This window comes from [Clostridium] symbiosum ATCC 14940, assembly GCF_000466485.1.
GTDB lineage: Bacteria > Bacillota > Clostridia > Lachnospirales > Lachnospiraceae > Otoolea > Otoolea symbiosa.
On sequence record NZ_KE992934.1, the window covers coordinates 31,770 to 45,990 of the forward strand.

The 14,221-nt window shown below is 48.6% G+C and carries 12 protein-coding genes; all 12 read left to right on the forward strand.

Annotated elements, in window-relative coordinates; genetic code table 11:
- Positions 1 to 10 precede the first annotated feature (10 nt).
- Complete coding sequence (locus CLOSYM_RS13080; protein ID WP_021642462.1) at positions 11 to 1,768, forward strand: efflux RND transporter periplasmic adaptor subunit; 1,758 nt, start codon at positions 11 to 13, stop codon at positions 1,766 to 1,768.
- A gap of 15 nt (positions 1,769 to 1,783) precedes the next feature.
- Positions 1,784 to 2,497, forward strand: a complete 714-nt coding sequence (locus tag CLOSYM_RS13085; RefSeq protein WP_009299197.1) for an ABC transporter ATP-binding protein — start codon at positions 1,784 to 1,786, stop codon at positions 2,495 to 2,497.
- The gene (locus CLOSYM_RS13090) at positions 2,481 to 3,665 is read left to right on the forward strand and encodes an ABC transporter permease (RefSeq protein WP_021642463.1); all 1,185 of its coding nucleotides are present in this window, start codon (positions 2,481 to 2,483) and stop codon (positions 3,663 to 3,665) included. The genes CLOSYM_RS13085 and CLOSYM_RS13090 overlap by 17 nt, the downstream gene beginning before the upstream one ends.
- A 175-nt stretch (positions 3,666 to 3,840) precedes the next feature.
- On the forward strand, positions 3,841 to 4,824 hold the full coding sequence (locus CLOSYM_RS13095; RefSeq protein ID WP_021642464.1) for a dipeptidase: 984 nt from the start codon (positions 3,841 to 3,843) through the stop codon (positions 4,822 to 4,824).
- A 160-nt stretch (positions 4,825 to 4,984) separates the two neighbouring features.
- Entirely contained in the window at positions 4,985 to 6,643 is a 1,659-nt protein-coding gene (locus tag CLOSYM_RS13100) for a Na/Pi cotransporter family protein (RefSeq protein ID WP_003499671.1), read from the forward strand.
- Positions 6,640 to 7,362 carry a response regulator transcription factor gene (locus CLOSYM_RS13105; protein WP_003499669.1) on the forward strand — a complete coding sequence of 241 codons (723 nt, stop codon included), beginning with the start codon at positions 6,640 to 6,642 and terminating at the stop codon, positions 7,360 to 7,362. The genes CLOSYM_RS13100 and CLOSYM_RS13105 overlap by 4 nt, the downstream gene beginning before the upstream one ends.
- Before the next feature lie 124 nt (positions 7,363 to 7,486).
- Positions 7,487 to 8,887 (forward strand): sensor histidine kinase, encoded by a 1,401-nt coding sequence (locus tag CLOSYM_RS13110; protein WP_003499667.1) that lies wholly within the window; start codon positions 7,487 to 7,489, stop codon positions 8,885 to 8,887.
- Between the two features lie 257 nt (positions 8,888 to 9,144).
- Positions 9,145 to 10,170 carry an ABC transporter substrate-binding protein gene (locus CLOSYM_RS13115; RefSeq protein WP_181900361.1) on the forward strand — a complete coding sequence of 342 codons (1,026 nt, stop codon included), beginning with the start codon at positions 9,145 to 9,147 and terminating at the stop codon, positions 10,168 to 10,170.
- A 244-nt stretch (positions 10,171 to 10,414) separates the two neighbouring features.
- Positions 10,415 to 11,338: an ABC transporter permease gene (locus CLOSYM_RS13120; protein WP_003499662.1), complete on the forward strand. Its 924-nt coding sequence runs from the start codon at positions 10,415 to 10,417 to the stop codon at positions 11,336 to 11,338.
- Entirely contained in the window at positions 11,332 to 12,129 is a 798-nt protein-coding gene (locus tag CLOSYM_RS13125) for an ABC transporter ATP-binding protein (protein WP_003499660.1), read from the forward strand. Before CLOSYM_RS13120 ends, CLOSYM_RS13125 begins: the two co-directional genes overlap by 7 nt.
- Positions 12,130 to 12,515: 386 nt before the next feature.
- Complete coding sequence (locus CLOSYM_RS24350; RefSeq protein WP_021642467.1) at positions 12,516 to 12,836, forward strand: hypothetical protein; 321 nt, start codon at positions 12,516 to 12,518, stop codon at positions 12,834 to 12,836.
- The gene (locus tag CLOSYM_RS13130; protein ID WP_330362906.1) at positions 12,778 to 14,079 is read left to right on the forward strand and encodes an SH3 domain-containing protein; all 1,302 of its coding nucleotides are present in this window, start codon (positions 12,778 to 12,780) and stop codon (positions 14,077 to 14,079) included. Before CLOSYM_RS24350 ends, CLOSYM_RS13130 begins: the two co-directional genes overlap by 59 nt.
- Positions 14,080 to 14,221 lie beyond the last annotated feature (142 nt).

The window sequence follows — 14,221 nt, forward strand, 5'->3', positions numbered from 1 at the left end:
GAATAGAAATATGAAAGAAAAAGTTAAAGGTCTGTTTAAAAGGCTGCGTCAGGCAAGGGGGCCAAAAAAGCCGCGCAAAATGAGCAGAAAGAAGAAGCTGCTTACCGCAGCAGCAGGACTCATTTTGTTCCTGGCGCTTATTACTGCGGCAGTCCGGCAGAATAAAGCAAGCGCCGTGAAGGCCCAGAGTCAGAGGGTGAACACAGCCACCGTTATAAGACAGAATATTACATCAACCCTTTCCTCCTCCGGTACAATCTCACCGAAGGATACGTACAGCATTACCTCTATGTCGGAAGGGGAGGTGGTGCAGGCAGACTTTGAGGAGGGTGACAGGGTGGAAGCGGGACAAATCTTATACAGGATTGACGCTTCCTCCATGGAATCAAAGCTCAGTTCCGCCAGCAACAGCCTGGAACGCGCTCAGAGCAGCTATGATACGGCGGTAAGCGATTATAATGAGGCGGTTGGGAAATACAGCGGAAATACTTATAAAGCGACGAAATCAGGCTATATCAAACAGCTCTACATTGAGGCCGGTGATAAGGTTGCATCCAATACCCAGATTGCCGATATTTACAACGATCAGATTATGAAAATCAAAGTGCCGTTTTTAAATATGGAGGCGGCGGCCATTGCTCCCGGCAGTCCGGCAGTCCTTACCTTAAGCGACACGCTGGAACAGCTGGATGGCACGGTCCTGAGCGTAAGCTCGATGGATGAGGCCCTGACAGGCGGCCGTCTGGTCCGCTATGTTACGATTCAGGTGGCGAACCCGGGAGGTCTCACGGCCGATATGACGGCCACAGCCGCGGTTGGCGATTTTGTATCCAGCGGAGACGGAACTTTTTCCGCGACAGTGGATACCGTGCTGGCTGCCGACCTTTCCTCCAATGTGGAGGTAGAAGCCCTGCTTGTCAATGAAGGTGATTTTGTCAGCGTGGGAAGCCCGATTTTCAGTATGAAGGCCAGCACTGCCGAGAAACTGATTAAAACTTATAAGGACTCCATGGATAATGCCCAGGCCAGCCTGGAGCAGGCGCAGTCAAGTCTGGATTCAACACAGGATACATATGATGACTATACGATTACGGCTCCGATATCCGGCACCGTGATTAAGAAAAGCTATAAAGTAGGAGACAAGGTACAGAACGGTTCAAGCGCTTCGGCCCTGGCGGTTATTTACGACATGTCCTCCGTTACCTTCCAGATGAATATCGATGAACTTGATATCAGTAATGTAAAGACGGGACAGACCGTAGAGGTGACGGCGGATGCTTTTGAAAACGAGAAGTTCAGCGGAAAGGTTACCAATATCAGCCTGGAAGGCACCAGCTCCAATGGAGTCACTTATTATCCGGTGACTGTAACCCTCGATGAGGTGGGAGGACTTCTTCCCGGCATGAATGTGGACGGCGTTATTATAGTGGATTCCGTTGAAAATGCGCTGGCGGTTCCGGCCGATGCCCTCCAGAGGGGAAATCTGGTTTACGTGAAGGATGATTCTGTAACAGAGGCACAGGGGCGTGTCCCGGCAGGATTTCGGGAAGTGAAGGTCGGGACCGGACTTATCAGTTCAGATTATGTGGAAATTGTATCGGGAGATTTACAGGAAGGCGATGTGGTATACGTGGCAAAATCAAGCGTTAATTCCGACAGCAGCGCGATGATGATGCCGGTGGGAATGGATATGCCCTCCGGTGGCGGAGGCTACGGAGACGGCGGTGGAAGCCGTGGAAGCGGAAACGGCAGCCGCCCCGGCCCGTGACAGAGAGGTGGAAGTATGGATGAAAACAGGCCTTTGATTGAACTGAAAGACATTTATAAGATATATCAGATGGGTTCGGAGGAGGTGCGCGCCAACGACGGCATCAGCCTGAGCATTGAAAAGGGTGAATTTGTTGCCATTGTAGGTAAATCCGGCAGCGGTAAATCAACGCTTATGAATATCATCGGTGCCCTTGATGTACCGACAGAGGGCGAATATTATCTGGGGGGAGAGGATGTCAGCCATATGAGCGACAATCAGCTGGCAGAAATCAGAAATAAGATGATCGGTTTTATTTTTCAGCAGTATAACCTTCTGCCCAGGGATAATCTGCTTGAAAATGTAGAACTTCCCCTTCTCTATGCGGGTGTTCCGAATCCTGAACGGAAGGAACGGGCTTTAAGATCCCTCGAGAAAGTAGGCCTGGCTGATAAATGGGCCAGCAGGCCGAAACAGCTTTCCGGCGGACAGCAGCAGAGAGTTTCCATTGCCCGGGCTCTGGCAGGCAGCCCGTCCCTGATTCTGGCCGATGAACCGACCGGAGCGCTGGATTCGAGAACAAGCCGGGATGTCCTGGATTTTATGAAAGAACTGAACCGGGAAGGCAATACGATAGTCATGATTACCCATGACAGTTCCATAGCGATGGAAGCGAGGCGTGTTGTCCGGATACATGACGGTAAAATCAATTTTGACGGGGATGTGGAAGAGTATGCGGCAGTCATTTAGATTAGCTTTAAAAAGTATATGGAGCAATAAGATGCGCTCCTTCCTGACCATGCTGGGAATCATCATAGGTGTTGCCGCCGTCATCATCCTGGTAGGGCTGGTCAACGGCCAGATGTCATATATGACTGAGAGCTTTTCCGGTATGGGAACCAATCAGATAACGGTAAACCTGGTAAATCTGAGCACCAGATCGGTATCGGCAGATCAGATGTATGAATTTTATGAGGATAACGAACAATACTTCGGACAGATGTCGCCCAGCGTAAGCGTAAACGGAACGGTGAAATCAGGCAATGAATCCCTGACCAGCACCTCCATCACAGGCGTCAGCGAGGAATATCTGGATTTGAAGAGCCAGGAGCTGCAGGCAGGCCGTTTTATCCAGTATTCAGATATCCTGTCCAGACAGAAGGTCTGCGTAATCGGTTATTATCTGGCGAATGAGCTTTACGGGGGAGCATCCAAAGCGCTTGGACAGACGCTCAAGGTCAATGGCCAGGCCTACGAGATTGTAGGCTGTGTGGAGCGCCAGACCAGCGAAAGCGATAACGTGGATGAGGGAGGCAGCGACGATTTTATTTACATCCCCTATACGGCGGCGATGAAGCTTTCAAGGAACGGAACAATTAACAATTACATATTTACCACGAAGGATACCGGCAATACGGAAACGGTAAAAGCGCTTTTTGATGCGTTTCTGTTCCCTATATTTAAAAACGAAGATCTCTATACGGTTACGGCCATGAGCGAACTTCTGGATTCCCTGAATTCCATGATAGCAATGATGTCCATGGTACTTGGAGGGATAGCCGGAATCTCCCTTCTGGTGGCCGGAGTCGGCGTTATGAATATTATGCTTGTATCCGTAACGGAGCGTACACGGGAGATTGGAATCAGAAAATCTCTGGGGGCGAAAAAAAGAACGATCATGCAGCAATTTGTCATAGAGGCTGCCGTCACAAGCTCGATCGGAGGTGTTATTGGAATCATCCTGGGCTGTGTTCTGACCGGAGCCATCGGAACCCTGATGGGAATGACCGCCGTTCCAACGGCCGGCTCCATCCTGCTTTCCTTCAGCGTCTCCGTAGGAATCGGACTTCTGTTTGGCTATATGCCGGCAAGCCGCGCCGCACGGCTGAATCCTATCGATGCGCTGCGCAGTGAATAATGTCTCAGGCAGCGGGATACTGTTCACAGCCCTGCCAAAAACAGTTCTGCGACCGGCTGTGAACAGTAACGAAAGCGGACCCGCCCTTGCGGCTTCAGCGAAATCTTTATTGATATTGTCTCCGGACCGTGCTAAAATCAGCCTATAAGAAGCTAAAATCAGGAGGAAACGTGCCATGAAATTTATTGACATGCACTGTGATACAATCTCGTCTATTTATCTTGACAGAATGGGCGGAGAAGTGAAAAAGTTAAGGGAGAATAACGGCCATGTGGATCTGGCCAGGCTGAAAAAGGGCGGCTGCCTTGCGCAGAATTTCGCCCTTTTTACTATACTGAAAAAAGATCCGGATCCCTACGGTTTTGCGAGAGGCGCCTGCAGACTGTTCAAGGAGGAACTGGCGGAAAATGACGATATGATACGCCAGGCCGTCACAGTTGAGGAGATTCTCCGGAATGACCGCGACGGAAGAATGTCAGGCGTGCTTACGATCGAAGAGGGCGGAATCTGCAACGGCAGTACGGACGTGCTTCGGGATTTTTACCGCGAAGGCGTCAGAATGATGACTTTGACCTGGAATTATGAAAATGATCTGGCCTATCCAAATAAGGTGGATATGAACACGGGAATATCGATGCCGGAGTCGGAGCATGGACTTAAGAAAAAGGGAATCGAATTTGTTGAGCTGATGGAGGAAATCGGAATGGCGGTGGATGTGTCGCATCTCGGGGATGCCGGATTCTGGGACGTGGCTGAGATTATGAAGAAGCCGTTTGCGGCCAGCCATTCGAATGCCAGGGCAATAGCAGGGCATACCAGGAACCTGACGGATGAGATGATCCGTACCATGGCGGAGCGCGGAGGGGTGATGGGAATTAATTACTGCCCCGTATTTCTGGATGACAGGGAAGACGGCGGCACGAGTTGCATCAGCGCTATGGTGCGCCATATTAAACATATCAGAAATGTGGGCGGGATCGAATGCATTGGACTGGGTTCGGATTTCGACGGTATTTCGGGCACACTCGAGATAGATTCCCCGTCAGCTGTCCATCTGCTGGAGGAAGCGCTTTACCGGAACGGCTTTACACAGACCGAGGTGGAAAAAATTTTCTACCGTAATGTCCTGCGTTTTTACGGCGATGTATGGAAAAAGTAAAATGAAACGTAAAATATGTTCCGGTCTTTGAGGGAAAATTAAAGAGAAAGTAAAAATTTTACATTCATTTTACATTCCCATGGTGATGACTTTACATAGATTTGATATAGTGATGACATACTAAAAAGATAAAAGAAGATAGGATGGGAGAAATAACAGTATGTCAATCACAGATTTGGGAATGATTTTTCAGTTTATCGGGGGACTGGGAATGTTCCTTTACGGTATGGGGGCAATGGCCGACGGCCTTCAGAAATTTGCGGGCAACCGGCTCCAGAAGCTGCTTGGAATCCTGACAACCAACCGGGTCCTCGGCGTTCTGGTGGGAGCGGGCGTCACGGCTATTATTCAGAGCAGTTCCGCAACTACCGTCATGGTAGTCGGCTTTGTCAATGCCGGAATTATTAATCTGCTGCAGGCAACCGGCATCATCATGGGAGCCAATATCGGTACGACGGTGACAAGCTGGATCGTATCGATGAGCGAATGGGGCGAAGTGCTGAAGCCGGAATTCTTTGCCCCCGTTCTGTTCGGGGCAGGCGCCTTTATCACACTGTTTGCAAAGAGCCATAAGAAAAAGGAAGGCGCTGAAATTCTGATCGGTTTTGCCCTGCTTTTCATCGGGCTTTCCTTTATGTCAGGCGCGATTAAGCCATACCGGGATGCGCCGATTTTCTCAGAAGCGTTCCGTGTTCTTGGGCAGAATCCGATTCTCGGCATTTTAACAGGACTTGTAGTTACGGCTGTGATTCAGAGCAGCTCGGCATCGGTGGGAATTCTTCAGACTCTTGCCATCAACGGAATGGTAAACTGGCAGTCGGCTATCTTTATCACCCTCGGCCAGAATATCGGAACCTGTGTGACGGCTCTTTTATCCTGTATCGGAACCTCCCGTACCGCAAAGAGAGCAGCGGTGATTCATCTTCTTTTCAACGTATTCGGCACGGTGATTTTCGGCTTTGCCATGTTCTTTATATTTATTGCCAATCCGGCCTTTGCTTCATCCACGGCGGACAGTGTTGGAATATCCGTATTCCATACAATTTTCAATATAACTAATACGGTACTTCTGTTCCCGTTTGCCGGACTGCTTGTGAAAGCGTCCGATATCCTGGTGAGAAAAGGAACAGAAAAACCGGTATCCACGGTGGAAGCAGATATGGTGCGCCATCTGGACGACAGAATTCTGGAGACACCGTCATTTGCCATCGAGAACGCCGGCCACGAAATCATCAACATGGCTAAAATCTCACTTGCAAACGTAAAAATTGCAACGGCAGCTCTTCTGGAAGAGAATGAAGCGTTCTGCAGAGAAGTCTTTGAAAATGAAGAAACCATTGACCGCATGGAGAAAATTCTTACGGAATATCTGCTTAAAATTAATAACCTTTCCTTGAATGACGAGCAGCATTTACTGGTCAAGAATATGTATTACACGATTGGCAACCTGGAACGAATCGGGGATCACTCGGAAAACCTGGCCGAACTGGCAAGGAAGCGGATGGATACCCACTGTTCCTTTACAGATTCGGGGTTAAAGGAGTTAAAAGAAATCTCGGATGCGGCTATTCAGGCGGTAGAATGTTCCATCGATGCAAGAGCGGAAAAAGAAATGATGAAAATCAGGCAAACCGCCAGGTGGGAGGAAACAGTGGATAACCTTGAAGAAGAACTCAGGGAAAGCCATATGGACCGGCTTTCCAACAGTGAATGCACTGTCGAAAGCGGGGTTATTTTCCTCGATGCCATAGCCAATTATGAACGAATCGCCGACCACGCAAAGAACGTCGCAGGATATGTAAAGGAAGAGATGCAATGAAACATTTAATTTATGTGATAGAAGATGATGAGAATATCAGGAACCTGATCTGTGTGGCTCTGGAAAATTTCGGACACCGCTCGGAGGGCTTTGAGACGGCGGAGGAAGCGCTGGAGCGCCTCGGCAGTATCATGAAACGCGGAAAAGAAGCCTACAGGGAGCTTCCGTCCATGTTTATCTTTGACTGGATGCTTCCCGGCATGGATGGGATGACTGCAATCGGAAAGGTCAGGGAATTGGAGCCGCTCAAAGGCACGCCGGTTCTGATGTTGACTGCAAAGGATCGGGAAACCGATATCGTAATGGGACTTGATAACGGGGCGGACGATTATATGACAAAGCCGTTCGGGATTCTGGAACTTTCGGCCCGGGTCAGAAATCTGCTGAAGCGATCCGGCACGGTCAGGGAGGAAAGCACCTGTCTGGCGGCCGGTGATGTAAAAATCGACAAGGAGACAAGGGAAGTGGTCTCCTGCGGTGAAAAGGTTGAACTCACCCTGAAGGAATTTGAGCTTTTAAGCTATCTGATGGAGCATATGAACCGGGTGGTGACAAGGGATGAACTTCTGGACAATATCTGGGGCTATGATTATGACGGCGAGACCAGGACACTCGATATGCATATCAAGACACTCAGGCAGAAGCTTAAGGATGCGGGACAGCAGATAAAGACAGTCCGCGGAGTGGGATACCGTTTCCTGAAAGAAAAGGAACGATAACCTGCACGCTCCGCGATGCACAGAAACGGTAAAAATACCGTTTTACGGCTGTGAATAGTAGCCATAAAATCACAGTAAATTACCGGGCTCCACAGTTAATAAAGATACGGGGAGGGACAGATTTATGCGGAAAGCCATATTAAAAAAATTTATTCAGCTGCTGTTTCTGGCTCTTGCCCTGAATACGTTTATCTTTTATGTGGTCACAAGCAGTATGCTGCTCAAAAAAACACGCTCCAATATGATGTTTGCTTTGGAGACGGCGGACAGCCTCTTTGATTATTCCGACGATTTGCAGGAACAGGCAGGGATGCTGAAAAAAGTAGCCGATATGAACCAGAGCCGTTTTACGATTGTTAAAAAAGACGGCACGGTCGAGGTGGATACAGAGGTAAGCAATGCGGCAGCCATGGAGAACCATATGGAGCGTGAGGAGGTAAAGGAAGCTCTCCAGTATGGAAGCGGACACTCTATCCGGAAGTCGGAGACCCTTGGAATCCAGATGCTCTATGTGGCCAGAATGTCGTCGAACGGCGAATACATATTCCGGCTGGCATCCCCATATTCGGGAATGCAGGAATATCTGATCATGCTGCTGCCGGCCGTGCTGCTGAGCTTCGCCATTGCATTTTTTGCCTCCTCCATGGAAGCGGAGCGATTTTCACAATCCATCACCAGACCCCTACAGGATATCTCGAGGGAGATGATGAAAGTGGACGGGGATTATGCGGATCTGCATTTTGACCGGTGTCCTTACCAGGAAATCAATGTAATCGCCGATACGACGACAAAAATGTCCCGCAATGTCAAAGAATATCTGGAACGTCTGGAACAGGAGAAGCAGATACGCCAGGAATTTTTCAGCAATGCCTCCCATGAATTGAAAACTCCGATTACATCCATCCGGGGATATGTGGAGCTGCTGGAAAGCGGTATGGCTCTGAATGAGGAGACAACCCATGATTTCCTGAAGAGAATTAAGAAGGAAGCCATGAGAATGACAAGCCTTGTGGATGACATTCTGATGATCTCCAGGCTGGAATCAAGGGGAGCCAAAACGGAAATCGTTACAATCCAGGTGGCGGATCTGCTGGAGGAGACGGTTTCCTCCCTGGCTACCCAGGCGGCGGAACGTGGCGTTGTGATTCATAAGCAGTTTGAGTCCTTTGCCATCAGGGCCGATTTGAGACAGATGAATGAGCTGTGCATGAACCTGATCGGCAATGCGGTAAAATACAACAATACGGACGGGGAAATATGGGTAGAGGCGCGCAGGGAAAACACAGACTTTGTCCTGGCTGTAAGGGACAGCGGTGTGGGGATACCGCAGGAAAGCCTGAACCGCATCTTTGAACGTTTCTACCGGGTGGATAAAGGACGCAGCCGAAAACAGGGCGGTACGGGATTGGGACTGGCTATTGTCAAGCATGTCGTAAACTATTACCACGGAACGGTTCGGGTGGAATCTGAAATCGGAAAAGGAAGTACGTTTACCGTCCGTCTGCCGGTTGCGGTGCAGCCGTAACAGTAATTTATTTAACAGGAAAGTTCTCCTGTTAAATAAAAACCGCTCCGCGGAGGAACGCGCCCGCGGGATTCGTTCTTGTACCTTCGAAACGGGTATTTTAACCTGCTTCGAAGGTATTTTTTAGTCTTTTGCACTTTAATACGTTGATTTTTTAGGAATTTAAACAAATGAAATTGACTCCGGGCAAAAAGTGTAGTATGATATGTTTTAATTCCAGTCTGGATATGAATTTGAAACAATCAGGAGGAGAGATTATGAAAAAAACTAAAAAAATTATGGCCCTTGTTATGGCAGGACTTATGGCAGCATCCATGACAGCCTGCCAAACGAAGACAGAACCGCAGCCGACCGGCGGACAGAGTGAATCAGCGTCAGCAGAGGCGCCGGCTGGCACAGAAGCACCGGCAGATGCAGGAAAAACTTATAAAATCGGTATTATCCAGCTGACACAGCATGCCGCTCTTGACAAGACGAATGAAGGCTTTGTGGCAGCCCTCAAGGATGCCGGATTAGACTGTGAGATTGATCAGCAGAATGCTTCCGGCGACCAGTCGGCATGCCAGACGATTGCCGAGACACTTGTAAATAACGGAAATGACCTGATTTTTGCAATTGCAACACCGGCGGCACAGGCCGTGGCAGGTGTTACCGAGACAATCCCGATTCTCTGCAGCGCGGTTACGGATCCGGCGGCTTCCGGTCTTGTGGAGAGCAATGAAAAGCCAAACTGTAATGTATCGGGCACATCCGACCTGACACCGGTTAAAGAGCAGATTGATTTAATGCAGAAGATTATGCCTGATGTTAAGAGCGTAGGCCTTCTCTATTGTTCGGCAGAGTCCAACTCCGTACTTCAGATTGATATGGCAAAGGAAGCTCTTGAAACGGCAGGAATTGCTTATAAGGATTATACGGTTTCATCCTCCAACGAGATTCAGACTGTAGTGGAATCCATGGTCGGAAACGTAGACTGCATCTATGCGCCGACGGATAACATGATTGCAGCCGGCATGACGACAGTGGCTATGGTTGCCAATGAAAACAAGATTCCGGTTATCTGCGGTGAAGAGGGTATGGTAGACGCCGGCGGACTTGCTACATACGGTATTGACTATTACCAGTTAGGATATATGGCAGGCGAACAGGCTGTGGATATCCTTACAAAAGGAGCAGATATTAAGGAAATGCCAATCGGCTACCTGGATGCTTCCAAATGCGCTCTGAAGATAAATGAGGAGACGGCTGCCGAACTCGGTATCGACGTATCAAACATTAAGTAATTATCAGACTTGACTTTTTCAGGGGACGGCTTATCATAATCAATAAGCGGTCCCCTGAAAGCGGAATATACGTTACAGTTCTGTCTTCGGCCAAACTGCAACAAATGATGCGCAGAAACGGCAAAAAACGCCGAAAAAACAGCGAAAACACCCCGCGGAATACATTTAGGCTGAACGGTTACGAGTATACGGTATCTGAGCCGGAAAAAGGAATTTAGAAAAGATATATCGGAGGAAACAGTAGATGAATGGTTTGTTAGCTTCTCTTCAGGGTGCCGTGGCACAGGGCGTACTTTGGGGGATCATGGTTTTAGGTGTTTATATTACGTACCGTCTGATGGACATTGCTGATTTGACCGTAGACGGAAGTTTTGCGCTGGGCGCTTGCGTCTGCGCTGTGCTGGTTGTGAATAAACAGGTGGATCCTGTTGTCGCACTGCTGGTGTCAGCCATGGCAGGTCTGGCAGCCGGAGCCGTGACAGGCATTCTGCACACTGTTTTTGAAATTCCGGCTATTCTGGCGGGAATTCTGACCCAGATTTCCCTGTGGTCCATCAATCTGAGACTGATGGGCGGGAAGAGCAACATTCCCCTTCTCAAGGTGGAGACCTTAATCAGCAAATTTGTAAAAATGACAGGGCTGACCCAGTCACAGGCATCCATGATAATCGGTATTATCGCCGCTATTATTATTATTGCCTTCCTTTACTGGTTTTTTGGAACAGAGATCGGAAGCGCGATGCGTGCGACCGGCAATAACGAAGATATGGTCCGTGCCCTGGGAGTTAACACAAAGATGACAAAACTGCTGGCACTGACACTGAGCAACGGTCTTGTGGGACTTTCCGGCGCACTTGTCTGTCAGAGCCAGAAATATGGTGATATCAACCTGGGAACAGGCGCTATCGTAATCGGTCTGGCATCCATCGTAATCGGCGAGGTCCTGATGGGACGGCTTACCTCGTTCTACTGGAAGCTGACATCAGTCGTAGTCGGTTCCGTAACCTACTTTGTGATCCGCGCACTCGTACTCAGAATGGGTCTGGATGCCAATGACATGAAGCTTCTCTCGGCTATTATTGTGGCGCTGGCCCTCAGCTTCCCCGTTGTACTGTCAAAATACAGGCTGAGAAAAGAATATACGGAGGGAGGCGACGAGGAATGTTAACAATTACCAATGTAAGAAAAACTTTTAATAAGGGAACAATTAATGAAAAAAAGGCATTGAACGGCATTAACCTTCATCTGGAATCCGGTGATTTTGTTACAATTATCGGAGGAAACGGCGCCGGTAAATCTACAATGCTGAACATGATCGCAGGAGTATACCCGATTGACAGCGGTAAGATTGTGATAGACGGAATTAATATTTCAAGGGAACCGGAACACAGACGTGCGAAATACATCGGAAGGGTTTTCCAGGATCCGATGAGGGGGACGGCGGCCAATATGGAAATTCAGGAAAACCTGGCTATGGCTCTCAGGAGAGGGAAAATCAGGGGACTTGGCTGGGGAATCCGGAATAATGAGAAGGATTATTACAGGACTGCGCTTGCACAACTGGATCTGGGCCTTCAGACGCGCATGACGAGTAAGGTCGGACTGCTGTCCGGAGGACAGAGGCAGGCGCTTACACTATTAATGGCAACCCTTCAAAAGCCAAAGCTTCTTCTTCTGGATGAACATACGGCGGCTCTGGATCCGAAGACGGCCAGAAAGGTGCTTGAGCTGACGGAAAAGATTGTCAACGAGCAGGAACTTACCGCTCTCATGGTCACACATAACATGAAAGATGCCATCCAGATCGGCAACCGTCTGATTATGATGCATGAAGGACGGATTATTTATGATGTGTCGGGGGAGGATAAAAAGAAGCTGCAGGTGGAAGACCTGCTGGAGAAATTTGAGACGGCCAGCGGTGAAGAGTTTGCAAATGACAGGATGATGCTGGCGAAATAGCCTTTGCTGCCCGCAGAAATCAGAGGATATTAATCCCCGGATTTCTGCGGGCTTCTCTCTTACAATAGACGGAATAAGACGCCCGATGTGGAATATATGGACAAAAATTCACAATTTGTTAATATTTGTAAAAGAAAATTTACATTTACAGGGAGTCAACTTTATTGGCAATTCTTTATATTTATGATAAAATATAATGTACGCGTTCTGATAAGAAATAATTTATGTAAGAAAAAACGATAACCTGCACGCTCTGCGTTCAGGTCACCGCCATCAATGATGAAAGACACTTATATTACGAAGTGTCTTTTGCGTAACAGTTCATACTATTTGAACTGTTACTCTTTTACTGCCAGTCAATAAAAATACATTGGAGAGATTGCTGCATGTTCAAACTAAAAAAAGACGATTATCTGGCTTCCCTGAACCGGGCCAGAAGAAAGAGAAACCGGGGAGATTATAAAAAGTACGCTCTGATAGCTGCCGGAGCTGTAGTGATAATCGGCGCCGTCGTGTTTGCCGGCCTTAAGCTGGGAAACAGAGAGACAGGAGGAAAACCGGGTGAGTCTGCCGAATCGGTAAATGAGACTGCGGTGAATCCCGAAGAGGAATCAAAAGCCACGGAAGCGGCAGAAAAAAAAAGCGGTAGTGGATTCCTATTCGAATCTGGGAATTGTCCAGGTAACCGGGTATCTGAATATGCGTGAGAGTGCCAGCACCGATGCCGACGTTATCGGGAAGCTGCAGGGTGACAGCGCCTGCGAGATTCTTGACGATTCCACGGAAGGCTGGTATCAGATAAGCTCCGGCGGGCTGACCGGTTACATCAGTTCAGAATTCGTCCTGACCGGCGAAGAAGCAAAGGCCAAGGCGGAGGAACTGGTTGCCCTGCGGGCCATTATAACAGTGGATGCCCTGAATATCAGAAAGGAGCCGACCACGGAATCGGATGCTGTGGGACAGGCCCTTAAAAATGAACGGTATGTGATTGAAGAAGACACCGGTGACGGATGGCTGAAAATCCCCAGCGGATATATAGCCTCCGAATTTGTGGAACAGAAATATGCGCTGAATGAAGCCAGGAAACTGGATATGAAGTCGATGGTTTTAAATCTTTATAAGAATATCGGTATTTCCAGCGTTGACAATTACCTGAATGTCAGAGAAGAGCCCAGTGAGGATGGGAAAATTATCGGTAAGATGACAAGTAAGTCTGCCGGTGACATTCTTGAGACGACGGAAGACGGGCAGTGGTACAAGATACATTCCGGCCCGGTAACCGGCTATGTTAAGGCGGAGTACATTCTGACCGGTGCTTCGGCAAAGAATGAGGCGCTCAATGTGGCGGAGCTGATGGCCATTGTTTCAACGGACCGTTTGAATGTAAGAACCGAACCTTCGACCGAATCTCAGATATGGACTCAGATTTCCAATAATGAGAGATATGCGGTTCTGAGCCAGACCGACGGCTGGGTAGAGATTGAGCTGGACAGCACGTCGGCCTATGTATCAACCGATTTTGTGGATGTCCGGTATGCCCTTCCTGAGGCGATTAAATTCTCGCCGCTGGATGCAAATGTTTCTCTCAGAAATAAAATTGTCAACTATGCCCTTCAGTTTGTGGGAGGAAAATATGTATGGGGCGGCAATGACCCTCATACAGGAGCCGACTGCTCCGGCTTTACGAAATATGTATACAGCAAGGTGGCCGGGATAACACTGAACCGTGTATCAAGGGATCAGGCAAAACAGGGCAAACAGATTAAGTCCTCTGAAATGCGTCCGGGCGATTTAATCTTCTATACAAACAGTAAGGGAACGATCAATCATGTCGCGATGTATATCGGAAACGGCCAGATTGTCCATGCGGCAAGCCGGCGAAGCGGCATCAAGATTTCTACATGGAATTACCGTAATCCTTATCGTATTATTAATCTGCTTGGTGATTAGATGAGGATTTAACTGAGGTTAGGAGGACGCGGCCGGAACCGACTATGTCCGGTGTGGTGAGGGGGGAGCTGGCTGAGTCTTCCGTCCCCGGTTGGAGGGTTAAAAATAAAAATCTTTTTAAAGGTTATAGACTTATAGCCTG

Coding starts and splice junctions, on each gene's coding strand:
- CLOSYM_RS13080 (WP_021642462.1), top strand. CDS start 11: ATGAAAGAAAAAGTTAAAGGTCTGTTTAAAAGGCTGCGTCAGGCAAGG.
- CLOSYM_RS13085 (WP_009299197.1), top strand. CDS start 1,784: ATGGATGAAAACAGGCCTTTGATTGAACTGAAAGACATTTATAAGATA.
- CLOSYM_RS13090 (WP_021642463.1), top strand. CDS start 2,481: ATGCGGCAGTCATTTAGATTAGCTTTAAAAAGTATATGGAGCAATAAG.
- CLOSYM_RS13095 (WP_021642464.1), top strand. CDS start 3,841: ATGAAATTTATTGACATGCACTGTGATACAATCTCGTCTATTTATCTT.
- CLOSYM_RS13100 (WP_003499671.1), top strand. CDS start 4,985: ATGTCAATCACAGATTTGGGAATGATTTTTCAGTTTATCGGGGGACTG.
- CLOSYM_RS13105 (WP_003499669.1), top strand. CDS start 6,640: ATGAAACATTTAATTTATGTGATAGAAGATGATGAGAATATCAGGAAC.
- CLOSYM_RS13110 (WP_003499667.1), top strand. CDS start 7,487: ATGCGGAAAGCCATATTAAAAAAATTTATTCAGCTGCTGTTTCTGGCT.
- CLOSYM_RS13115 (WP_181900361.1), top strand. CDS start 9,145: ATGAAAAAAACTAAAAAAATTATGGCCCTTGTTATGGCAGGACTTATG.
- CLOSYM_RS13120 (WP_003499662.1), top strand. CDS start 10,415: ATGAATGGTTTGTTAGCTTCTCTTCAGGGTGCCGTGGCACAGGGCGTA.
- CLOSYM_RS13125 (WP_003499660.1), top strand. CDS start 11,332: ATGTTAACAATTACCAATGTAAGAAAAACTTTTAATAAGGGAACAATT.
- CLOSYM_RS24350 (WP_021642467.1), top strand. CDS start 12,516: ATGTTCAAACTAAAAAAAGACGATTATCTGGCTTCCCTGAACCGGGCC.